We start from the raw sequence: 24,618 nt of genomic DNA, 5'->3' as shown, positions 1-24,618 counted from the left end.
CGTCAACTTAATTTTGTGTCCATAAAACTCACATTGTGGGTTGTTTTGGGCATTATCGTCGGTTTTTATTTTGATGTAGCGCCACTTTTGCCCCTTGTTTCAATGTTTGTTTTGCTGCCAGTTCTTTACTGGGTGGGCAAAAAACAACAAAGAGAAGGGTTCCCGTATTTTGAGGTGTTGACTTCGTTCATTACGATATGCTTGGGTGTTTTTGCTGTGGGCATTTCCATGAACAGAGGAATGTCTCAACACTACCCTAAACAAAACCTCAACCAGGAAAAGGTCTGGCACCTCAAAGTGAGAGAGGTACTCAAACCAAATGCCTACTCCCACCCATATATTGCCCAAATTATTGCTTTGAATGGTGACGTAGCATCCGGAAAACTGCTTTTCAGTCTCTCGGTGGATTCCACTTTAAAAGAATTACAGGTTGATGATGAACTTGTGGTCTATGCAAAACCCGATAGTATTCGGCCCCCTTTAAATCCACACCAATTTGATTATAAAAGTTATCTGCAAAAACAGGGGATTCAACACCAAATAAGAACCGATTTCCCTTCCATTATAAAAAAAGAGAATGCTTCTAAAACTTTGTTTGGCCTTGCTTCAAACTTTAGAGAATCCATCGTTTCCAAATTGAAAAAGGAAAACTTCGGAGAAGAAGAATTGGGCGTAATCCAAGCATTGCTTTTGGGAAAACGCGACGACATTTCAGAGAGCACCTATAACAATTATAAAAACGCGGGTGCCGTTCATATACTGGCTGTTTCTGGACTTCATGTGGGCATTATCCTTTTGCTGCTGGAATTTATTTTAGTCCCGTTGGAACGTTTACCTAAAGGTAAAACCCTTAAACTCCTATTGGTTGTCCTCCTACTTTGGGGTTATGCATTTGTGGCGGGACTTTCGCCATCCATTGTGCGTGCCGTTACCATGTTTTCTTTTGTAGCCTACGCGCTTTACCTCAACCGACCTACCAATTCATTCAACATTATTGCGCTTTCCATGTTGTTTATATTATTGGCAAAGCCCTTGTTTTTGTTCCAAGTGGGGTTCCAAATGAGTTACGCTGCGGTGTTTGCCATTGTTTGGATTTACCCCAAGTTGCAAAGGTTTTGGTTTCCAGATAATTTGATTATCCGTAAAACATGGCAGTTGCTGTCCGTGAGCGTTGCGGCACAATTAGGGGTTTTACCGATTAGTTTGTTCTATTTTCACCAGTTTCCCGCCTTGTTTTTTATTTCCAACCTGCTCATTGTTCCTTTTTTAGGTTTGATTTTGGGTCTAGGAATTTTAGTCATTGCACTGGCTTTGATGGATCTTTTGCCTGCATTTTTGGTCGATAGTTTCAATGGGGTCATTAAAATGATGAATTCCATTATTGGCTGGGTTGCCCATCAAGAAGGTTTTATTATAAAAAATATTCCTTTTGATTCGATTCAATTGATCTTGGGTTACCTCATCATCATTGTTTTGGTGGTGTTTTTATCCAGACCCAAATGGAGGGTGGCTTTAGTTTTATTTGGTGGAGTTATCATCTTGCAAAGTTGGAATATTTGGAATCAAACCCAATTGCATAAAAAAGAGGTGGTTATATTGACGCATCGGTCTCGAAATACGGTTCTGTTGCATCAATGGGGAAATTCCCTTTCCATTATCACTTCTGATAGTTCCAACATTGGAAACATTGCAGACAATTATTCGGTAGCGGAACGAATTCAAAATATAGATACATCAAAATTAAAAAACAGCTATCGTCTTGGTGATAAAAAATTATTCGTTGTGGACAGTTTGGGTATTCTTCCTTTGGAAAAGCAACCAGATTATGTGCTGCTCACCCAATCCCCAAAAATCAATCTAGACCGGTTTCTGGATTCCATCCGACCCAAAACAATATTTGCGGACGGGAGTAATTACCCTAGCTTGATCAATAAATGGAAACTAAGCTGTGCACAAAAAGAAATCCCTTTCCACTATACTGGCGAAAAGGGATTTTATGTTTTTAAGTTTTAAATCTGTTTTTAATGTACTTTGCCCATCAACCTTTTGATCAATGGTGAAGCTAAAATCACTAAAACACCAGCTCCCAAAGCATATTCGGCTATGAGCATAAAACCATCTGTGTATACATTAAGAGTTTCAAAGCCGCTTATATCGGCATCTGTACTTTCTATGGCCAATTGTTTACCGATAAAGCCAACTACCTGAAATGCAAATGCAGATGATAAAAACCACACTCCCATCATAAATGCTACGATGCGTTTAGGGGATAGGTCCGTAATTTTGGACAGTCCAACAGGAGACATGAACAATTCCCCAACGGATAACAAGAAGTACATCAACAACAAGTACGTGAAGGGAACAAAACCGTTTTCGTTGGCACTTGCCCCACTTACGGCCAAGGCATAAAAGCTAACTCCGGCCAACAAAAGCCCCATTCCGAACTTGTAAGGCGTTCTTGGGTTGAGTTTCTTTTTGGAGAGCCATTGCCACATTAAAGAAATTGGGATGGCCAAAATAATGATCCACATGGAGTTCAATGAATTGGTCTGGGAAGCGGACATGATTCCCTCCAAATCCACATTTCGGGCGGCAAAGAGTGTGATTACACTGCCCGAAAGCTCATGAAAGCCCCAAAAGATGGTCATAAAAAAGGTAATCAGTACGGCGACAAATAGTTTTTTACGTTCATCAACGGTGGCTTTGTACATAATGTAACCCAAGTATACCAATATGGATAATCCTATCAATTTGAAAATCACATTGACGATGTTCTGATCGTCAAAAAAAGTTCCTTCTGCACCCAATGCTTTGTAAGCCGACAATAAATAGGCTATCACTGGAACCGAGGCAAAAGCCAAAACCGGCACCAATACTCCTTGTTTTAGACCGAAAATCTTTTTTTCAATGTTTCCATTTGCTGGTGGAAGTCCTTTATCTCCAAAAACCCCTTTTTTGATTCCGCTCCAAAAAACGATCAAACCTGTAAGCATCCCAATTCCTGCAAGTCCAAAACCGTAGTGCCATCCATATTTTGCCGCCAAATAACCGCAAAGTAATGGTGCTACCCAGCCCCCAATATTGATTCCCATATAAAAAATGGTAAACCCAGAATCCTTTTTGGGGTCTCCATCTTTATACAGCGAACCTACAAATGTTGATATGTTTGGTTTGAAGAATCCGTTACCGGCTATAATGAGCGAAAGTGCCAGAAAAAAAGTGATGTTGTTTTCGATGGCCAGCACAAAATGTCCCAAGGACATTAAGATACCTCCCAAAAAAATAGATTTTCGCATCCCAAGAATACTATCGGAAATACGACCCCCGATTACTGTTGAAGCGTAAACCAAAGAACCGTATGATGAATACACTGCCGCTGTGGCGTAATCCCTTTCCATTAAAGCTGCGAAAATCACATCTACCATGTAAAGGGTGAGCAAAGCTCGCATTCCATAAAAACTGAAACGCTCCCATAACTCTGCAAAAAAGAGGTAGAACAATCCCCTTGGATGCCCAAATATTTGTTTTTCGCTTTCTGGTTTGGATACTTCTGTCATAACAGGTCTGTATTGGTTAAAATTCTATAGATTTTCCTTAACGAAGCTGGTCATTTTGGTATACAGGTGCAATCGGGTATTGCCACCATAAATACCGTGGTTTTTATCGGGGTAAATGGCCCAATCGAACTGTTTGTTGGCCTGCACCAATGCTTCGATCATCCGCATGGTGTTCTGCACATGCACATTGTCGTCTCCCGAGCCATGCACCAATAAATAGTTGCCTTTCAACAATTCTGGGTAGTTGAACGGTGAGTTATCATCATAACCCGTTGGATTTTCTTGTGGCGTCTGCATGTAACGTTCGGTGTAAATGGTGTCATAAAAACGCCAAGAGGTCACGGGTGCCACGGCAATGGCCATTTCAAAGGTGTCGTTGCCTTTTAGCAAACAGTTGGTGGACATAAAACCACCGTAGCTCCATCCCCATATTCCTGTTCTGTTTTCATCAATATAAGAGCGTTCGCTCAATTTTTGGGCTGCGGCAATCTGGTCCTCCACCTCATATTTTCCCAACTTTTTTTGGGTCAATTTTTTAAAATCGCGCCCCTTTAAACCTGTTCCCCTTCCATCTACACAGGCCACAATATAGCCTTGAGATGCTAAAAGTTGGTGCCAGTAATCGTTGCTCCCCATCCAAGAATTGGAAACTTGTTGTGATCCCGGGCCGCTATATTGGAACATGAACAACGGATATTTTTTATTGGGGTCAAAATCCACAGGTTTGATCATATACATATTTAGGTCGTACCCGTTTATGTTTATGGTGGAAAACTCTTTGGGGGCAACCTCATACCCTTCCAATTTGTTCAGCAAAGCTGAATTGTCCTTGATCTCTTTCAGCAATTTACCATCGGATGCTTTGTGCAATGTGAACTTGTATGGTGTAGTTGCACTCGAAAAAGTGTTGATGTAGTAGGTAAAATCACTGCTGAATGCTGCTGAATTGGTTCCCTCTTCGGTAGACAATTCCTTTTTGCGTTTTCCTTTGGTGGAAATACTGTAAACACCTCTGTTAATGGAACCATTTTCTACGGACTGGTAAAAAATACGGTCATGCTTTTCATCATAACCATAGTAGCGGGTCACTTCCCATGGGCCTTCGGTTATTTGATTTTTTAACTTGCCATCCCTTCCGTATAGATAGAGGTGATTGAAACCGTCTGTCTCGCTTGTCCAGATAAAACTGTCATCATCCAAAAAAGTTAGGTCGTCATCAATATCCACGTAGGCTTCATCCGTTTCTTTCAATAAAATGGATACTGAATTATCTTCTGCATTTACAGCATAGAGTTTCAAATCGTTCTGGTGCCTATTCAAAGTTTGAACGCTCAAATCGTTTGGATTGTGCATCCATTTGATTCTTGGAATGTAGTATGGATTATTCAAATCAACATCCGAAATATTGCCTGAAGCCACATCGTACAAATGCAACGTAACTATGGAATTCTTCTCCCCTGCTTTGGGGTATTTAAATTCATGTTGGTAAGGGTATAGCTCTTTTCCGTAAACATCCATCGAAAAATGTGGAACTTCGGTCTCATCAAACCGGAGGAATGCAATTTTGGTTCCGTTACTGTTCCACTCAAAAGCGCGAACAAAGGCAAATTCTTCCTCGTACACCCAATCCGTCACCCCGTTGATTATGGTTCCTTTGCTACCATCAGTGGTAACTTGTTTGGTAGTTCTGGACTCCATATCCAAAACATAAATGTTGTTGTCAAAAACATAAGCCACTTTGCTGCCATCTGGAGAAAGCGTAGGTTCTTGGATTTTGGTCTCGGAGATTTTTGTTAAGTCTTTTGAGGCAATGTCGTACACATAATAGATGCCCAAGCGGGAACGCCTAAAAATAGGTTCCACTTCTGTGGCCAAGAGTACTTTGGATTCATCATCGCTAAAGGTGTAGGATGAAAAGTATGGAACGGCATCGGAAGAGGCCACAATGGTCTCCACATTTTGCAAAGTTTCGTAATCGTATTTTTCCAAACTACTGGAGCGCGGTGATTGTTCGGTGTTTAAAATGGTGTACTGTGTTCCATTGTCCATGGACCGAAGGACGTCCATGTGTTCCGTCCTGAATTCCCCTCCCCAAATCTCTTCAAGGGTTATTTTTTTCTTTTGTGCCGTGGTAAAAGTCAAAACTCCCAGAAGTAATAGGAATAGAAAAGACTGTTTGTTCATGAAGTAAAAAAATTGATTAAATATTCTCTTAAATGTCAAAAAAGCGTTTTTGTCATCTTGAGCCTTTCATCTTTGCTCAAGACAAGCTTTGTCTAAAGGTTCAACAAAAATGTCTCGACTGCGCTCGACATGACATTATTTATTCAAAATGTACCGTTAGAAATGCTTTTTCCAATCGGCACATTTGATTAAAAACCCCCAAGTTTACTAATATTTATCGGAAAAATAAATTTTGATGTTGCGTTTGCAACAAATTTTAACCTTTGGAACACCGCTTCGGTTTCAAAATAGATGCAAGGCTCGTCCAAAAGGTCAATATCCGTATATTTGAAAGCTTTAAGCCAGCTTTATGAACACGCCCGTTGAAGGATTTTCCAAACTATCCAAAGCCGAAAAGATTGATTGGATTGCCCACAATTGTACCAAAGACCCAGAAAATACTCGACAATTGTTGGAACAATATTGGAACGGTGACCCGAAAGTGCAAAAATTGCACGATGAATTTATAGAAAACACCATTTCCAATTACTATTTGCCTTTTGCTATTGCTCCCAATTTTTTGATCAATGGAAATTATTTGGCCATTCCCATGGCTATTGAGGAAAGTTCAGTAGTTGCCGCAGCCAGTAAGGCCGCCAAGTTTTGGTTGGAACGCGGAGGTTTTAAAACGGAAATCCTTGGAACGGAAAAAGTGGGGCAAGTACACTTTATATATAAAGGTGACACCAAAAAACTATCCAAATTTTTCAATTGGGTAAAGCCCGAGCTTCTTAAAAGTGTTTCCTCCATCACCCAAAGTATGGAAAAACGCGGGGGAGGCATCAACAATATTGAGTTAAGGGATTTGAGCAATAAAATGGAAGGGTACCACCAGCTCCATTGCACGTTTGAGACTTTGGATGCCATGGGGGCCAACTTCATCAATTCGTGTTTGGAGCAATTTGCCAAAACCCTTAAGGAACAAGCCATTTCTTTTGAAGCTTTTACCGAGGAAGAAAAGAACATTGAGGTGGTAATGAGCATTTTATCCAATTACGTACCTCATTGTCTGGTAAAGGCAGAAGTAAGTTGTCCAATCTCTGATTTGGGCAATAGTGATATGCCCGCTGAGCAATTTGCTGAAAAATTTGTACGGGCCGTAAACATTGCCAAGGCGGAGCCGTACAGGGCCGTAACGCACAATAAAGGCATTATGAACGGAATTGATGCCGTGGTCTTGGCCACCGGGAACGATTTTAGGGCGGTTGAGGCAGGCGTGCACGCCTATGCCGCTAAAGATGGACAGTATTCCAGCTTAACGCACGCCAAAATTGAAGATGGTATTTTCAAGTTTTGGATCGAGGTTCCTTTGGCCCTTGGAACAGTAGGGGGTCTGACCACTTTGCATCCTTTGGTAAAGCTTGCATTGGAAATTCTTCAAAATCCTACCGCAAAAGAATTGATGCAGATCGTGGCCGTAGCCGGATTGGCCCAGAATTTTGCCGCTGTCCGTAGCTTGGTTACCACAGGTATCCAAAAAGGGCACATGAAAATGCATTTGCTCAACATGCTCAACCAGATGGGCGCCACCGAAAATGAAAAAAAACAACTTGTGGAATATTTCAAAAGTCGTACGGTAACGAATGCCTCGGTAAAGGAAGCCTTTGAAAAGATTAAAAAATAACCATGCCCTTTTTTTGTATCTTTATCTTGGTACTATTTAATAGAAAACTTTGAAAAATTTGGAAAAATATATTGAGATAAATCCAGCCAAAAGGTTTGGAAGGCCCATTTTAAAGGGAACCAGAATATCAATTTACGATGTTTTGAACTGGATGGCCAACGGCATGGAGAAATCTGCCATTATTGCAGATTTTCCTGAATTGACAGAACAGCACATCAATGCTTGTCTCGCCTATGCTGCCGACCGTGAAAAGAAATTGAATATTGCTTCGTGAAATTACTCTTTGATCAAAACATTTCCTTTCGGCTAATAAAAATAATAGCGCCTATTTTTCCACAAGCATATTCTGTAAAGGATTTAAATCTGGTAGATTCCTCAGATATTGATATATGGAGATATGCCAAGGACAACCATTTTACTATCGTAACCTTTGATGCAGATTTTTTTGACCTAAGTACATTATATGGTAGCCCTCCCAAAATTATTTGGCTCAAAACCGGTAACATGACTACTTCGTTGCTGGCGCAATTGTTTGAGGAGCACCAAAGTTTAATCAAAGAGTTTATCGAAGACAAAGAGAGTGATTCCCTTTTGCTTTCGCTAAACAATCAATAATGAAAAAATCATTTTACAGCAACGGTAAATTACTGCTCTCCGGGGAGTATGCCATTTTGGATGGTGCCTTGGGATTGGCCATGCCCACCAGCTATGGGCAATCACTCCATGTAACTCCAACAACATCTGGCTTTTTGGAGTGGACCAGTTTGGATGAAAACGATAAAGTTTGGTTCACAGCAAAGTTTGATCTTGCCAATTTAAATGTCGTTTCTACTTCGGACGAAGCGATGGCCAAGACATTGGCAACCCTTCTTTTGGAAGCCAATGCACAAAATCCATTGCTTTTAACCGATGGTGATGGCTTCCAGATAGAAACACACCTTACTTTTCCAAAATCCTGGGGGCTGGGAACATCCTCGACCCTTATTAACAACTTGGCGCAATGGGCTCGGGTTGATGCGTATCAGCTCTTGTGGAATGCCTTTGGCGGAAGTGGCTACGATATTGCTTGTGCCCAGCACAATTCACCCATAACGTATCAGGTAAAAAATGGAGTGCCCCATGTTGAGGCAATCAATTTTAATCCCTTTTTCAAGGATTCCCTTTACTTTGTACACCTCAATCAAAAACAGAACAGCAAAGAAGCTATTGCAAAGTACAGGGAGCAACAATTTGATAGGCCCCAACTCATAAAAAGTATTTCCAGCATCACCCAAAAATTGATAAATGCACCCACTTTGGCAGGGTTCGAGACATTAATGGAGGAACATGAAGCTTTGCTTTCCAAGGTTTTGAACATAGAACCCGTAAAGCAACGCCTTTTTCCAGACTATTTTGGAATGGTAAAAAGCCTTGGTGCCTGGGGCGGAGATTTTGTATTGGCCACTGGTGATGAAAAAACGATTTCCTATTTTAAACACAAAGGGTACGAAACTGTAATTCCTTTTTCCAAAATGATGCTTTAACTATCTCCAATATGCAAAAAAGCCTATTTTCCCTACTGATCGCTCTTCTTGTTCTTTCATGCAAAACAAAAGAAAAACAAATGACCTACAAAACGGATTCTTTAGAGATAGGGGCGCTTACGGAGCATGCGTACCAGCACACCTCTTTTTTAGAAACCGAAAGTTTTGGCAAAGTAGCCTGCAATGGTATGATTGTGGTGAATAATGGAGAAGCCATAGTATTTGACACCCCCACCAACAACATGGTTTCCAAGGAACTGATGGATTGGTTGGACACACAGAATGTTACTGTAAAAGCTGTTGTTGCCACGCATTTTCATGATGATTGTGTCGGGGGCTTGAAAAGCTTTCATCAAAGAGGCGTTCCATCGTATGCCCACCAAGAGACCATAAGGCTCCTCGCTGGAAAAGAGACAGAAATTCCCCAAAACGGATTCACCGATTTTACCGAGTTACAAGTAGGAAACAAAAAAGTGATTCTTGAGTTTATGGGAGCGGGGCATACCAACGACAACATTATTGGATACTTCCCCAGTGAAAAGATCATGTTCGGTGGCTGCCTGATTAAATCCATTGGTGCCGGAAAAGGTAACTTGGAAGATGCCAATGTTATGGAGTGGCCCAAAACAGTTTCCAAAATAAAGTCCAAATATCCCAATACCTCCATAATTGTTCCCGGTCATGGGAATTATGGGGATGGTGGGCTTCTAGATTATACAATTGCACTATTTAAGGATTGATCAGATGTAGTCCAATCCATGAAAATTGCCCATTGATGAATCCAGACGGGGCATTCATCAATTACACCATTAATATATCTTCCTTTTTTTGCACCTTGCAGAAAGAAGACTTAGGCTAGCTCAAAAAATCTTCCCAAAAAGAAAGGTACTATGTCACTTTTTTGGGAAAATGTATTATTATTTTTTATTGTTTCTGGACTCCTAATGTCATTTGTTTTACTATCTAAAAGGAGAGTATATTTCAATAAGAACAACCTATTGATGCTTTTTTTGTTCTTATTCTCCTATAACACTGTCCTATCCTTATATAGTTGGATACAACCAGATTACAAATTGAACGACTTACTATTATGTGCCCTATTCATCCCATTGCTTCTGTATGGCATTCTAATCTATCTGCTCATTATGTGCCCAGATATTTTAAAAGGACAAAGGCCACCCAACATTTCACAAGATCAAAAAAACGTAAAGTATGAAAAAACAGGACTTTCAGAGACATTTTCTTTAGAGTTGAAGAGCAAATTGGAACATTTAATGGATACTGAAAAGCTCTATCTACAACACGAAATTAAGCTGGATACTATAGCGAACCTACTTAACATATCAAGACATCATGCCTCGCAAGTCATCAATGAAAATTTTAACATGAACTTCTATGATTTTATAAATGCATATAGAATTGAAGAAGCTAAAAACAAATTATGCTCAGGTTTTGAAAATTCTTCCGAATCCATTTCGGATATAGCCTACCAATGTGGATTCAACAATCGGGTTTCGTTTTACAAAGCCTTCAAAAAGATAACCCATATCACCCCAAAAGAGTTTATCCAAAAGGCTGCATAATCAAATGAACTACCTCAGCGCAGAAGCTAGCTTTGTCGACGTACCAGATATCGGAAGCCCACCTGCGACCGACAGGTAAGACCCCTTCGCCACAAAAACCAATACTGGAGTCTATTGATATTCCTTTGCAGTATACCGTGACCATATCTGTACGCTACACTCGGGGCTGAGACTCAGATGAATTTTAATGGTTAAAAACCTTCAACTGTTAATGTTAATCTTCTTCGGCAAATGCGTAAAGGTTAATAAGCGCTTACAATCTGCACGATCACTTTCATTTTTTTTGTGCTGCATTCCACAAGGTGGAGGCTCTAAGTCTTACTTCTTACCGAAATTTTAGTTTTCATTGTTTCGGAAGATTTTTTGAATTAGCCTACAAACAAGATTTACCCTCCCCTTGCCTGGATGCAATAACTAACTCTAAATTAATTTTTATGATAATGAAAAATTATTGGATGATGCTAGTGTTTTTTCTCTCTGTTTTTACAGGAGCACTCGCACAAGAAAAGAATGTTTCTGGTACCGTTACCGGCCAAGACGGATTACCTCTTCCAGGCGTGTCGATAATAGTTGTTGGCACAACTAATGGCACACAAACAGATTTTGATGGAAATTATTCCATTACGGCAAATACGGGGCAGGTGCTTCGTTTTAGCTACATTGGTCAAAAAACAGTGGAAAGAACCATAGGAGCTTCTTCCACCATCAATGTACAAATGGAAGAAGATGCCCAGGCCTTGGAAGAGGTGGTTGTTACGGCGTTGGGTGTTGAAAGGGATCCAAAATCTTTGGCATATTCCGCCCCGAAGGTCGGTTCAGAAGAATTGACTTCAGCACAGAACAACAATGCAATTTCTGCACTTTCGGGTAAAGTTGCAGGATTAAAAATCAATTCGCCTTCAGGAAACTTAGACGGTTCCCAACGAATATTGATCAGGGGAACCAACTCCATTACTGGGGAAAACCAGCCCCTTTTCGTTATTGACGGTATTCCTATGGACAACTCAAACTTTAATACTACCAATGCCCAAAGAGGCGCAGGTGGCGTTGACTTTGGTAGCACCATTAATGATATTGACCCAAACAGCATTGAAAGTGTAACTGTTTTAAAGGGAGCTGCTGCTGCACTTTACGGATCCCGAGCCTCAAATGGCGTAGTGCTCATCACTACAAAAAGCGGCAAATCTTCCAAAAGGTTAGGAGTCACCATCAACACTTCTGTTGCAATGTCGCAAGTTGCCGTACTTCCTGATCTACAAAGAGAATATGGTGGCGGTTCGATTGTAGCTGATGATGAGGGTGGAGTTAATGGGTTTGAAACCGTAAATATCAATGGGACCCAATATCTAATTCCACAATACGCTGTCGATGAGAGTTGGGGGCCTAAGTACGACCCTAACGTAATGGTTTTACATTGGGATGCATTTGATCAAAATAGTTTTCCTGAAGACTATCTCAAACCCAGACCTTGGGTTGCACCAGCTAACGATGTTGATAGTTTCTTTAACACGGGAGTTTCTATAAACAACAATGTAACAGTTACAACAGGAGGAGAAAAAGGAAGTGCTTTGATGTCTGTCGGTAACCAAAATACCACTGGCATCCTTCCTGGTTCAGAAATTAAAAAACATTTCATAAGGTTGAACCTCAAGCAACAACTGTCTGAAAAATGGTTGTTCACCAGTAATTTAAATTATGTCAATTCCAAAGGAATTAGACCTACAATAGGTTATGATGACAACAGTGTTACCCAGAAGTTTTTCCAATGGGGACAAAGACAATTGGATTTTGATAGATTAAGAAACTATAAAAATGATGATGGCAGTCAAAGAACTTGGAACCGAATAGCCTGGAATGACCCCACTCCCAATTATTCTGACAATCCTTATTGGACCGCCTTTGAGAATTATCCAACAGATACACGCTCTAGAATCTATGGCGCGGCCAGCCTCAATTATATGATCAGCGATAACCTAGGAGCCAAACTATCTGTCTATGGAGATACATACAACTTTAGGAATACCGAACAAAAAGCGATTGGCTCCCAAGCACAGTCTTCATATTTGGAAAGAACCTACGATTTTCAAGAGTACAACTACGAGTTTACTCTTAATTATAATAAAGACCTCAGCGATAATTTTGGGATTACCGCCATGCTAGGTGCCAACCAAAGAGATTATCAATTAGATTACAGGGCAATTGCCACAACAGGAGGTTTGGCTCTTCCAGGTATTTTTAATATCAATAATGGTAACGGCCCCCTTGATAAAGCCACAGACACAGAACTGAAAAAGGTGAACAGTTTATTCGGTAGCCTTAACTTGGCTGTGGCAGACCAAATCTTCCTTGATATAACTGCTAGAAATGACTGGTCATCTACATTGCCCAATGACAACAATTCATATTTCTACCCATCGGCAGCTTTGGCCTGGGTTTTTTCCGAAACCTTCGCAAAAGATTCCAATTGGTTCAACTATGGTAAACTAAGAGCTGGTTGGGCACAAGTAGGTAACGACGCCAACCCTTATGCAGCTTCCAGTACTTTATCGGTACTAAACCCTTTCAATGGTGAAGGTAGGGCCACTGCCCCAAGTACTTTGCAAAATGTGAATCTTAAAAATGAGATAACAGAAACTTGGGAGGTAGGTGCTGAACTTAGCTTTCTTAAAAATAGATTGAATCTAGATGTAACTTACTATAACAACTCGACAACAGACCAGATTATTCCCGTAGACCTATCACTCAGCACAGGATATGCCGCACAATGGATCAATGCGGGAGAGATGACCAACAAGGGAATTGAAGTTCAATTGGGAGTAAAACCTATTAGTTCTGAAGATTTTTCCTGGGAATTCAATATCAACTATGCAAAAAATGAAAATGAACTGGTAAAATTGATAGAGGGATTGGAATCCGTTAATCTAACCAACGCCCCATTTAGAGCCCAATTGGTAGCAACCGAAGGACAGTCTTATGGTGTTATCATGGGTACGGATTTTATTTATGATGATGCAGGCAATAAAGTAATAACAGATAGTGGTGCTTATGCAGCCACTCAAGATTTGGTTCCTTTAGGCTCTGTTCTGCCCGATTATACAGGTGGATTACGAAATACGTTCCGTTTTAAAAATGTTGACTTGAGTTTCTTGTTGGAAATGAGCAAAGGAGGCAAATACTTTTCTACTACCCACCAATGGGGGATGTACTCTGGAATGTTGCAAGAAACGGTAGACAACAATATACGAGAAGAGGGTATAGTACTCGATGGCGTTACTGGAACTATTACTTACGATGAAGACGGAAATTATACCGTTACTGATACTGCTGTAAACACAACCAGTATTTCCGGCCAAGCTTATGGGCAACTTCACTACGGTGGTTTTGGTACTCCCGATGCACAAAATGTCTTTGATGCCGACTTTATTAAAATAAGAGAGATAACCTTGGGGTATACCTTTAAAGACTTTGTCGATATTTTTGAATCTGCCAGAATAAGCTTCTTTGGCAGGAACATGTTCACGTGGGGGTTGGATTATGATGGAATAGATCCTGAGACCGTCTCTACCGGTTCTGGTAACATACAAGGTTTGGAAGGTGGCCTGCAGCCGTCCATCAGAACATACGGAATGAACGTTCAACTATCCTTTTAAACAAATAACAATGAAAAATAATATAAAGAAACTTTTGATAACCCTTGGTCTTATGACCATTGTGGTAAGTTGTGACACAGATTATATAGAGGACCCAGACAATCCAGTTTCTGTTCCCTCAATACAATTGTTCAATAATGCCACCTACGATTTGGCATGGGAGTTAAATAATGAATGGGTAGCCGGAAGAGGTACTCTTGGGATAGCCCAATACTGGGCAGGTGCTTTCTATGTGGAAGAAAACCTATATGCCCTACGTCCTTCAATGATTGATGATATGTGGGAATGGCCCTATCGTATCCTAACAGATTATCAGAAAGTCATCGAATTAAACGAAGACCCTGACACCAAAGCGCTTATGGAGCCTTATGGTTCCAACAATGATCAGATTCAAGTGTGTCGTATGATGATGGCCTACACCTTTTATAAGTTGGTCGACACTTTTGGAGATGTTCCTTATTGGAGTTATGGTCAAAAGGACAATCCAGACTTTCAAGCATTAGGTCTATTGAACGAAACCCCGATACCGAATCCAGCTTATACAGATGCAACTGTTATCTATCAAGATTTATTGGCAGAATTATGGGATGCTGCAAAAAAGATAAGTCCAACTGGCTCTACTTTTGGAACAGTATATTCTTCCAATGGAGATTGGATTAAATTTGCCCATTCATTAAGATTAAGGTTAGCTGTACATCTACTTGATGTTAACCCTACCCTGGCCAACGATGTGTTCATGGAATCCAATGAGCTTGCCTTTGACAGTAATGCGGATAATGCATTGTTCACTTTCGGAACAGATGATATTACAGGGGGGCCATGGCATGATGCATTTACAGTAAATGCCCGAAGAGACTTTGCCCCAACTTTATCCTTTGTAGACTTATTATATAACCGTACGGGCCCATTCATGGACTCTGATGCTGACCCACGGGTCGAACTTTATTTTGATAAAAGATTGGAATCAGAAGAAGTAGTTGGAATACCTTATGGTTTTGGGCAAGATATTGCAAGGGCAGTGACAGACGAAGGCATTCCAGCAGAGCGAATATTAGCTCCTGACTTTTCCCAACCATTGTTGACCTATGCGGAAGTAGAGTTCATTAGGTCTGAATTCATGGATTGGGACCAAATGCACTACGAAAATGGTATAAAAGCATCTATGGAATATTGGGGAGCTGCATCGAGTGATATTGACAATTATGTTGGAAGCATTGCAGCGGCTACAGAAGAAACCGTCCTTACCCAAAAATACATTGCACTTTATATGGATGGATTAGAGGCTTGGACAGAATACCGCAGAACGGGTTACCCTACAACATTGAGCGTCCCGGGAGATGTATATAACGGTGCTACTTTTGTTACTAATATTCCCGGTTTAGACATTATTCCGACCAGAGTCACATATCCCCAAAACGAACAGTTATTAAATCGTACCAATTGGGATGCAGCTCGAAGTAAATTAAATAATGGAGATGCAATGTTCTCAAAAATATTCTGGGATGTTGATTAATCAAGCTCAACAAATTCTTATACAAAAAAGCCACCCTTTAAAGGGTGGCTTTTTTGGTCTTAATCATTAAAAGAAAAATCCAAACCCCTATTACATCCATCCAAACCCATCATCCGTCAATTGGTGCCAAAAAAATCCATCTATAGCTTTTAAGTTTGAACATATTCATCAAACTTAAGGAAAGATGTCCCGAATTTGTAAAAACATTGTTAGCAAGTCCTTGGTTGCGATTTTTCTTCTATCTGTCTCTTCTTCATTTTGCCAGGATGATATAAAAGCAACCCTTAGGTTAGACAATTTTTTAAATGAAAGTTGTAAAACCAATTATACCGAGATTACTTCAGAGGCGGTTAAAAATATCCTGAAATATAATGTGTTCTACATCACCCAAGAGACCAAAAACATCTATGGTGAAAAGGATAAACAGGTCAATGAGTTTATTGTAATAGACAATGGAAATCAAGTAAAACCTTTTGAGCGTATTAAAATCAATACCGACTTGCCGGAACTTGCCGGTTATATCAGGGACGATTTTATTTTGAACAAAGAATCCGCTCCTTATTTTCAAGTACTTTTAGATTACATCTACCCTATTGCAGAATGGAAACCCGATAAAAGAGAGTTCTTTTTCAAAAATGGCAAATGGTATTTTCTCCGTGATGCCTACTTCCGCACCAAACAAGGTTTTGAAATTACAGTTGATTCCAAAGGGAAAATCACCCATATCTGCTATAAGATGAAATGGGATGAACCTGAAAGCAAATAATAATGTAATCAACAAAAAACGCCTCCCGTTCGGGAGGCGTTTTTATTATCTCATATCGCTAAATCCTAGTAGAACGTAGCTCTTTTATCTTCAATCTCGGCTTTGTCCTTCAAAGCGTTGTAAACCGCACCATTCACTCTGGCCGCTGCACTTGTCTGCAAATTTTGGGCATAAGTGCTATAGTTTTCTACATCTGGAGCTTCGGTTTTGTTGGTAACCTTGATCATGTACACCCCTGTGTTTCCTTCAATTAAATCGGAAGTCTGGTCTTTATCCATGGCAAACGCTGTTCCGACCACTAAAGGCTCCCTACCAGCTCCAGGCAAGGTTGGTGACGACAATGTTACGGCAGAGGCTGTACTTTGACTTACATTGTTGTCCGAAGCAATGGCATCCATGGCTTTTCCTTTGTTTGCTGCTATGATTTGTTTTGCCTTTAGTTCTTTTCTAATAGCTGGCAATGCTGTTGCTGAAGCATCCTCGGGGGCCATAAGTCCTTTTTTGTACTTTTTGGTCAACTGTACCACGGCATAACCGTTGTTTACATTAAATCGTTTAATATCCCCTACACTGGTATCCTCGTTAAAAGCCCATTGTACAATGCTTCGCTGTGAACCAAGACCTGGAAGGTTCTCTTCCATCTCCTTGATTTTGTTTACGGGCCTAACTGTGTAGTTGCTTTCTTTGGCAATATCCCCAAAGTTTTCCGGTTCTGCATCCATAACGGCCATTTCGTACTTGGTCGCATCGGTAAACAAAGTGTTGATGGTCGTTTCCGATGGTTCAATTTCTCTTGCCAAGGTAGCTACCTGTATCACATCTTGTTTGTCGTCAACTTTAATAACGTGGTATCCAAATTGCGTTTCTACCAAACCTATGGTTCCGGTCGGATTTCCAAAACAAAAATCGTTGAACTCATCTGCCATTACTCCTTCTTGGAAATACCCAAGGTCTCCTCCACGTGGCGCAGAAGGCCCGTCTGAGTTGTCTCTCGCCAAAGCAGTGAAGGTTACATCGTCTTTTCTGGCCTCGGCCAATAATCTTTTTGCTTCGGCCTCGGCCTCTTCTTTGGTTCTTGTAATGGATGGGTTCGCGCGCTCGGCTCCTTCCCAAGTTATAAGGATATGACTTGCTTTTACGGTTCCATTTTCTTTTCGATCCATTACTTTGGACACTTTATAAGAATCCCCATCCTTGTACGGCCCGTATACTTCTCCAATGCTCATCGCCATCAAAGTATCGGCCACTACAGATGGAAGGTCCTTTTTAGCTTTGTAAATGGTATCGAATTTGGAATCGGAATATCTGTCCAGAAACGCGGCCATATCGTTGGTATTTCTAAAACCAAGTATGGTATCGTTGCTATCCGTTGCCTCTGAATATTCAACAGAATCATCCATCAAAGCGGTAATCTCTTCTTTTACACTGTTCTCATCTTCAGCAGATGGCTTTTCCTCAAAATACACAAAACGGATATCGCGTGCCTTATCTTGCTCGAACATTGCCTTGTGGTCGTTGATGTACGCTTCTATATCACCTTTGGAAATTTCGACCGTACTATCAGCAATGGAAGTGTAAGGAATGCGAACGTATTGCAAATCCACCTTATCGTTGGCCATGTCGTAGTTCATCTTTCCTTCGGTAAGGGTAGCAGTAACCCCTCCTTTTACCAAGTTGAAGTACATGCGCTCCTTGGCCGCTTGTATAATGGATGCCTCATCTTGCAACCAGGCATCGTAACGCAAAGGGTCGTTTGCTCTCCAATCGGCAATGGCACTTTTAAATACTTGTTCGTTAAATACTCCGTTCTCGTCCTGGAAATCTGGAATTTGGGCATAACCCGAAGTTCGCACAAACTCAATGATCTGGTCGCTTTCCACATCAATTCCCAATTCTTCGAACTGTTGGTTCAAAATGGTATTTCTTACTTCTTGATCGTACACCATGTTCACCAACTGGGTTGAAGTAACACTGGGCCCATATCTTCTGGAAGCCGTTTCTACCTGAGCTCTAAACTCGTTGATGGGAATATTTTCTCCATTTACCTCTGCAACCGTGGAGCCTACTTTTCCGCCAGAAAAATTATCGCTGCTGAAAACTCCCGATATTACGAATGCGAACAACGCCAAACCAATAATTAGAATAAGAACTGTTGTCCGTTTTCTAATATTCTCTAATATTGCCATTTTACTGCTTGTTTTCTTTAAATCCCTCATTGAGGGCTTTATTCCCCGACGTTCTACGTCGAAATGAATTATTTTTTTTGTTTGAATACCTCGTGGCCCTGCCCCGGGGCAGTTAATTTCAGTGGGCGAAAATACCACTTTCTTTTCAAATAGGAAAGCTAAAAAAGGGACGGAAATTATTAATCTTCAGCCTATAGTACAATTGGACACATATCGTCAATTCCTGTGGTTTTTCAATGTGGAGTAGTGAAAATTGTATGTAGAATACGATTTTTTACCCTAAAAACACTTGTTATGGCTATGCTTCGCACTTGTGCTGAAGTGTTTATTGGGAGAAATGAAAACATCATGCACAAGGGGTTAATCTTCTGTATGGACGCGCACACTTACCAAATCTATTTTGGTAGTGGATACCTCCAAAATTTTGAAGGTGAAGTTGCCGATGGTCACTTCTGAATCCTGTTCGGGAATTTCGCCCGTTTTGTTTACGATCAATCCTCCCAAGGTTTCATATTCTTCTCCTTCGGGCAGCTCCAATTTATAGTTTTCGTTAATGTAATCCACCTCCAAACGGGCCGAAAACTTATACTCGGTCTCACTTATTTGCTCTTCATAAAGATCGGTGGAATCGTGTTCGTCTTCGATCTCCCCAAAAAGCTCCTCGATAATGTCCTCGACCGTTAAAATACCCGATGTACCCCCATATTCGTCCAAGACCACTGCCATACTTTTACGTTTTTTGGTAAGCACATTCAATATGTCCTGAATGAGCATGGTCTCGGGAACAAATTCAACGGGAAGCAATATACTTTTGATGGTCTTTGGCTTTTTGAACAGCTCGTAGGAGTGAACATAACCGATTATTTCGTCAATGCTGTCTTTATAGATCAGAATTTTTGAATAACCGGTTTCAGAGAATAGTTTGGCAAGGTTTTTTGGTGTCTCGCTAATTTCAACCGCGGTAATCTCGGTACGGGGCACCATTACCTCCCTCGCTTTTACGGTTGAAAACTCCAATGCATTCTGAAAAATCTGAATCTCGGAATCCACATCATCCTCTTCCTCAACGGTTTCCATTTGCTCGTTGATATAATCTCCCAATTCCAGTTTGGTAAAGGATAGTTGTACCTCATCACCTTCGGTTTTGAAAAACACCCTCAAGATAAAATCGGACACTTTGATTACAAACCAAGATATGATGGAGAACAAGAGGTAAAAGAAATAGGCAGGTATTGCTAGAATCTTAATCAGTGCATTGGAATATATCTGAAAAAATACCTTGGGCAAAAATTCCGCTGTCACAAGAATCAACAAGGTTGAGATGACCGTTTGGGAAAGCAAACTAAAATCTGTTAACAAGGCATTTAGGAACTGATAATGTGTAGGCAACAAATTTTGGAACCATTCCATAAGCACATCTCCCATAAAAAGTCCGTATACAACCAATGCAATGTTATTGCCTATGAGCATGGTGGCAATAAATTTTGAAGGTTTATCGGTGAGCAGGGTAAGCACCTTGGCCAAGAAACCTTCTTGCTTTTTTTCTATTTCAATATGAATTTTGTTGGCTGAAACGAAGGCAATCTCCATTCCTGAGAAAAATGCCGAAAACAGCAGGGAAAGAACTATAATTATAAGGGAGGAATCCAATGTTATTGTTGATTATCCTTTTTTCGTTGTTCAAAGCGTTTCCGATACCTTCTTCTGAAAACGAACATGGCAATGGAAACCACTGCAAAGAAGATAAATATGTAGGTCTCCTTTGGGTTTATGCTCCAAAGTGTAACAATCTTATAAATGGAAATGACCGCTACGGCCAAGTATAGATATTCTGTGTATCGTAAAATTTTGATCATCCTATTCTTCTTCTTTAATCGTCATTAATCCGTAGGTCTTGTGGGCCTTGAAAAAAGTGAAATCCTTATTAAAATCCATTCCTTCGCCGTCCATTACGGTTCCGTCTTCAGGATTGGTGTATTTAAATGCGGCTTCGGTAAAGATCCAATTGTTCTTTCTGTCAAAGTACAACTGGTCTGTCTCCAGTTTTTTGCCATCGTGGCTTTCAATCACCACATTTCCTTGCAAATCTATCAAATTGGTCTGTGAATATACAATACCATAATCGGCCACAATAACACTTTTTTGGTTTTTTTCATCGTAAAAATCAACCTGAAGTCCTTTTGGGAAGGTACGGAATTTAAATCTTTGATTGTCAAAATCCTCGGACAATGGACTACTAAGCACGGCCACCACCCTCGAACTGGCAGAATCTTGGGTACTCATGGTCTCAACCGTCTCCGTATAGGTCAAGGTAAAATTTTGTGCCACGCCTTGTGGAAACAAAGGTTTAACGGCTTCCTCACCCACCCTTTCATAATCGTCACCACAGGATATAAAAAGGATTGCCACGGTAAAAACCGTGGCAAAGCTCTTTAAAATATGTTGTAATTTCTGTTTCACCTTATAGATTAGGTACGGTAACGCTACCTCCTACCCAACAGCTAAAAGAAATGCTTTGACCGGCTTTTCCTGAGCTGAAAATCATCTCTTTGGATGGTGCCTTGGCAGCATAACTGGCCGCTGTTTGATTTGCACGACTGCTCAAAGCAGGGTCTACCCTACCGGCTTTTCTGGCCATGTCGGCAGCTTTCCAATAGATTGCTCTTTTCTCGAACGGTGTACTACCGCAGGAGTTGGCACTTGTTGCATAAAGGTTGGCGATCAACAAATATGCTTTACCGTTGGCCGGGTTTGCATCTATTGCTTTAAGCGCATAGCTTCTTGCTTGTGATTTACTACTGTTTCTAACGGTAGTGGCAATTTTATAAAGGATTTCAGATTTCTTATAGGAATCTGTTTCCAGTTCCACTGCTTTGTTAAAGTCAGCAAGGGCACCGTTCATATCTCCAGACTTTTGTTTAAGTGCTCCACCGTACATGTATGCATCGGCAGATGGATCTAGAGCCAACTGCGCTTCGAACAATTTTCTGAACATGGGGTCGTCTATACACTCTTTTGAGAACATTCTTCCTACGGCACGTTTTACCCACTTAACATCGGTTTTCTTTTCCTCAAAACTCTTTTCGTACAATGGAATAAGGTTGTCACAGTCGGCCAATGCACCCAATTTGGAATCTACACTGCTTGCAACTTTACCATAAGACTCAGAATTAACTGTTGCTACTCTAAGTGCTCTTTTTTCCTTAGATGTCAATGTACCCAAAGAATCTTTTGGAAGAAGTTTGGTTACCACATCGGTCAACTGTTTATTTTCCTCTTCTATTTTTCCGGTAACATCATCGTAAGTATTAAATACATCCTGAAGGTCTTTTTTACCGGCACCATGTAAATCTACAAGGCTAGAGAAATATAGGTACAAAGCTCTTGGGTTCTTGAAATTGGCTTGATCTTCCTGGAAGGCTTTGTCCAACATATTGAACAACTCTTCATCTGAAGCCATTTTGTTTTCGTACATCAACAATGCCTTGTCTATCGCTACACCAGCTTTACTGTATTTTGTTGGGAAGTATTTTAGGCTATTATCGTACAGGTCCAACAAATCTTGAATATAGCCATCTTTTTCGGCTCCTGTTGAACTCTCAACTTTGGCCTTCAGAATTCTTTCTCCATAGGAGAAGTTGGCCTTGTTGATATCCGGGCAGCTTTCGTAAACCATTTTCCATGGCTCGTAAGCAGCATCATAATTTTTAACCTTTACGTGTTCTGCATAAATAGATAGATTGGTCATGCACTCGGGGTTCTGTGCTTGTGCCATACTTAATCCCGTCAACATGGTGACCATTATCATTGTTAAGTAGTGTCTCTTTTTCATCTTACTAGTTTTAAAGGTGTTAAAGTACAAATTTTCATTAAAAAATCCTCTTACAGGACCTTCTATGGGTGGTTATTTATCAAATTTTTAAAAAAAAGGCCTATCAATTTATTTTTCTCTGCTGAAACCATCTATCGTTTAACGATAAGCCTACATTGATTTTGAAATAACTTTCTTCAATTAAGTTTTGATCGGTAGTTCCACGTCTTCCCAATTCAAAACCTACATTAAGATTGGAAAAGTTTGCCCCTACGGGTAATCCTAATCCAAAAGTTATGCCAAAGTTGTTTATTTCTTTGTTGTTCACCGTCATACCACTTACATCGTACCGTAATCCGGCACGATAGGTGACCCGCTTAAAGTAACCGGAAAGCGAACGGTAATCGGGTACCCAATACCCTCCAAAGGCGTAGGTGCTGGCATCGTTATATGTTACGTTGTCCAAACCCAGGAACGTATTGTCAAAATCGCTCATCTGTTGAAAACTGTACTCCGCTCCCAAAAACCATTTTTTGTCTTCCCCAAAACCAAGGCCCACCGTTGTCCGTGTGGGTATCTTTAATTCGGTGTTCCGAAGGTTGGAGGCATCTAGGTCCACATCCACTACCTCTACATTGTTTCCGTTTGAAAGTGAAAAGGACCCAAGCGTTTGTGTGTTTTTTGATACCAGATTGCCTTGGGTATTCACCAATACAGATGTGTAAAGTGTATACTTGTCCTTTATTTTAGGTGTGTAGTTTAAGGCATATTTAAAATCGTAACCGTTTATTTTGGATTCACGATTGTCCAGAGTTCCGAACTGCACTCCTTCTACACTCTGGATTCTTTCGTATTCCAAAGTTCCAAAATTAAAGTTGGCGGTAACTCCCAAACTAAGATTTTTGATAGGCTCAAACCCAATGGAGGCATATAATCTGTTAAGCCCTCCTTCTCCCGTAAAAAAATTGGCCACTTCCGCACCTTGGCTGTTTTCGGAGGAGGAATTTAAACTGTAGCCAACAGATGAATAAGGCATTAAACCAAAACCGAAACCAACATTTCTTGCCAAAGGAAAACCAATGGAAAGGTAATCCAGGTTGGTCACCGATGTATTTTGCTCTTCCGTCCAGTTCTTTAGTCGGTATTCTTTATGGGACAATCCCGCTGTGTATGCGGTTAGCCTAAGCTTGGAGTACGCCGCTGGATTGGATAGATTAATATGGATGCTGTCCCCATACATACTTATGCCACCCATCATTTGGTTGTCCACGGATCCGGTGTCCCGATGGTCGCCAATTCCGAAATAAGAATATGGCGAAATAGTTCCATTTTGTGCGAACAAGCCATGGGCAGTCACGCAGAAAAAAGCGATCAGAATTTTTTTAATCATTCAGTTTGTATTGTATTCCAGCAGGCAATTTAGCCCCTCCAAGAGAAATTTGGAGTTCGCAAATATGGTGTTTTTTAGCCTTTTGGCAAAAAAATGGGAGTCTCCGCCTGTTAAAATAACTGTTAAATCTTGAAAACGAGATTGATATTGGCCAATTACCCCGTCTACTTCTTGCGCCACACCGTTAATTACACCACTGTGCATGCACGATTCCGTAGAGTTGCCAATAAAGTCCAACAGTTCACCTGGGCCAAGCAAAGGAAGCCCGGCCGTTTGGTTGTGCATGGCATTGTACCTCATTCTAATGCCCGGAGATATGGCTCCGCCTACATATTCTCCCGCATTGTTTACCATATCGTAGGTAATACAGGTGCCGGCGTCTATTACCAAAGTATTTCCGCGCGGATTCTGGTAAAATGCCGCTGTGGCCAAGGCCAACCTGTCCACCCCCAAGGTGTTTGGAGTGGCATAACTGTTTTTAAAAGGGACTTTGGACTCACTTGTGAGCACGTGTACCTTGCAAAAAAGGGCCACGACATCCCTTTCCTTTCGGTCCAATTTGCCTACAGATGACAGTATGGCGTTGTTGATCTGCGGATATTTCTCGAACAGCTCTTTAATTTTTGACAGGAACAGGCCAGATTCAAAGCTATGGTCGTAAATTATCCTTCTATTCTCAAAAACAGCATATTTGATCAGGGTATTACCTATGTCGATAACCAAATTCATATAGCAAAGATCGGGAATTGGAAAAAATCAGGACCTTTTTTTCGGGTTTTTGTTTGTATATCC

General features: G+C 40.7%; 19 protein-coding genes. 10 read left to right on the top strand and 9 right to left on the bottom strand.

All coding sequences use genetic code 11. From position 1 onward, the window contains the following. The first annotated feature begins 15 nt into the window (after positions 1-15). Positions 16-2,013, top strand: a complete 1,998-nt coding sequence (locus AC13CS_RS17570) for a ComEC/Rec2 family competence protein (RefSeq protein WP_482889045.1) — start codon at positions 16-18, stop codon at positions 2,011-2,013. 8 nt (positions 2,014-2,021) lie between these two features. Here AC13CS_RS17570 and AC13CS_RS17565 read toward each other — a convergent pair whose 3' ends face one another. Then, a complete protein-coding gene (locus AC13CS_RS17565) occupies positions 2,022-3,557 on the bottom strand; it encodes a peptide MFS transporter (protein WP_482889043.1) in 1,536 nt (511 codons plus the stop codon). A gap of 24 nt (positions 3,558-3,581) precedes the next feature. Further along, positions 3,582-5,741, bottom strand: a complete 2,160-nt coding sequence (locus tag AC13CS_RS17560; protein ID WP_482889042.1) for a S9 family peptidase — start codon at positions 5,739-5,741, stop codon at positions 3,582-3,584. Positions 5,742-6,090: 349 nt separating this feature from the next. On the opposite strand from AC13CS_RS17560, the gene AC13CS_RS17555 reads away from it, so the two are divergent. The 9 genes from AC13CS_RS17555 to AC13CS_RS17515 all read left to right on the top strand — a co-directional run bounded on the left by AC13CS_RS17555 (position 6,091) and on the right by AC13CS_RS17515 (position 16,439). Next, the gene (locus AC13CS_RS17555) at positions 6,091-7,404 is read left to right on the top strand and encodes a hydroxymethylglutaryl-CoA reductase, degradative (RefSeq protein ID WP_293165413.1); all 1,314 of its coding nucleotides are present in this window, start codon (positions 6,091-6,093) and stop codon (positions 7,402-7,404) included. Positions 7,405-7,453: 49 nt separating this feature from the next. After that, positions 7,454-7,678, top strand: coding sequence for a DUF433 domain-containing protein (locus AC13CS_RS17550; protein ID WP_293165415.1), 225 nt, complete (start codon positions 7,454-7,456; stop codon positions 7,676-7,678). Beyond that, positions 7,675-8,019 (top strand): DUF5615 family PIN-like protein, encoded by a 345-nt coding sequence (locus AC13CS_RS17545; RefSeq protein WP_293165417.1) that lies wholly within the window; start codon positions 7,675-7,677, stop codon positions 8,017-8,019. The genes AC13CS_RS17550 and AC13CS_RS17545 overlap by 4 nt, the downstream gene beginning before the upstream one ends. Then, a complete protein-coding gene (locus AC13CS_RS17540; protein ID WP_293165419.1) occupies positions 8,019-8,927 on the top strand; it encodes a GYDIA family GHMP kinase in 909 nt (302 codons plus the stop codon). Before AC13CS_RS17545 ends, AC13CS_RS17540 begins: the two co-directional genes overlap by 1 nt. Positions 8,928-8,929: 2 nt before the next feature. After that, positions 8,930-9,667 (top strand): subclass B1 metallo-beta-lactamase, encoded by a 738-nt coding sequence (gene bla, locus AC13CS_RS17535; protein ID WP_482889098.1) that lies wholly within the window; start codon positions 8,930-8,932, stop codon positions 9,665-9,667. A 333-nt stretch (positions 9,668-10,000) separates the two neighbouring features. Next, positions 10,001-10,510: a helix-turn-helix domain-containing protein gene (locus AC13CS_RS17530; protein ID WP_482889041.1), complete on the top strand. Its 510-nt coding sequence runs from the start codon at positions 10,001-10,003 to the stop codon at positions 10,508-10,510. Positions 10,511-10,950: 440 nt separating this feature from the next. Continuing rightward, positions 10,951-14,160, top strand: coding sequence for a SusC/RagA family TonB-linked outer membrane protein (locus AC13CS_RS17525; protein ID WP_293165425.1), 3,210 nt, complete (start codon positions 10,951-10,953; stop codon positions 14,158-14,160). 10 nt (positions 14,161-14,170) lie between these two features. Next, complete coding sequence (locus AC13CS_RS17520; RefSeq protein ID WP_293165427.1) at positions 14,171-15,673, top strand: SusD/RagB family nutrient-binding outer membrane lipoprotein; 1,503 nt, start codon at positions 14,171-14,173, stop codon at positions 15,671-15,673. 184 nt (positions 15,674-15,857) lie between these two features. Continuing rightward, positions 15,858-16,439 carry a hypothetical protein gene (locus AC13CS_RS17515; protein ID WP_482889040.1) on the top strand — a complete coding sequence of 194 codons (582 nt, stop codon included), beginning with the start codon at positions 15,858-15,860 and terminating at the stop codon, positions 16,437-16,439. Positions 16,440-16,504: 65 nt separating this feature from the next. Here the strand turns inward: AC13CS_RS17515 and AC13CS_RS17510 are convergent, their stop codons facing one another. From AC13CS_RS17510 to AC13CS_RS17480, 7 genes are all read right to left on the bottom strand, one after another. Next, positions 16,505-18,625, bottom strand: coding sequence for a peptidylprolyl isomerase (locus AC13CS_RS17510; protein WP_482889039.1), 2,121 nt, complete (start codon positions 18,623-18,625; stop codon positions 16,505-16,507). 360 nt (positions 18,626-18,985) lie between these two features. Continuing rightward, positions 18,986-20,275 carry a hemolysin family protein gene (locus AC13CS_RS17505; protein ID WP_482889038.1) on the bottom strand — a complete coding sequence of 430 codons (1,290 nt, stop codon included), beginning with the start codon at positions 20,273-20,275 and terminating at the stop codon, positions 18,986-18,988. A gap of 2 nt (positions 20,276-20,277) precedes the next feature. Then, positions 20,278-20,481, bottom strand: a complete 204-nt coding sequence (locus AC13CS_RS17500; protein ID WP_293165435.1) for a hypothetical protein — start codon at positions 20,479-20,481, stop codon at positions 20,278-20,280. 1 nt (position 20,482) lies between these two features. Then, a complete protein-coding gene (gene lptC / locus AC13CS_RS17495; protein ID WP_293165437.1) occupies positions 20,483-21,085 on the bottom strand; it encodes an LPS export ABC transporter periplasmic protein LptC in 603 nt (200 codons plus the stop codon). Position 21,086: 1 nt separating this feature from the next. Beyond that, the gene (locus AC13CS_RS17490; protein WP_293165439.1) at positions 21,087-22,457 is read right to left on the bottom strand and encodes a hypothetical protein; all 1,371 of its coding nucleotides are present in this window, start codon (positions 22,455-22,457) and stop codon (positions 21,087-21,089) included. A 103-nt stretch (positions 22,458-22,560) separates the two neighbouring features. Continuing rightward, positions 22,561-23,826: a BamG family beta-barrel-assembly machinery protein gene (bamG, locus tag AC13CS_RS17485; RefSeq protein ID WP_482889037.1), complete on the bottom strand. Its 1,266-nt coding sequence runs from the start codon at positions 23,824-23,826 to the stop codon at positions 22,561-22,563. Next, positions 23,827-24,555, bottom strand: a complete 729-nt coding sequence (locus AC13CS_RS17480) for a type III pantothenate kinase (protein ID WP_163624830.1) — start codon at positions 24,553-24,555, stop codon at positions 23,827-23,829. Positions 24,556-24,618 lie beyond the last annotated feature (63 nt).

The sequence above is a fragment of the Flagellimonas sp. B-3 genome, from assembly GCF_056857835.1.
This window is presented reverse-complemented; position numbering and strand designations above follow the sequence as displayed.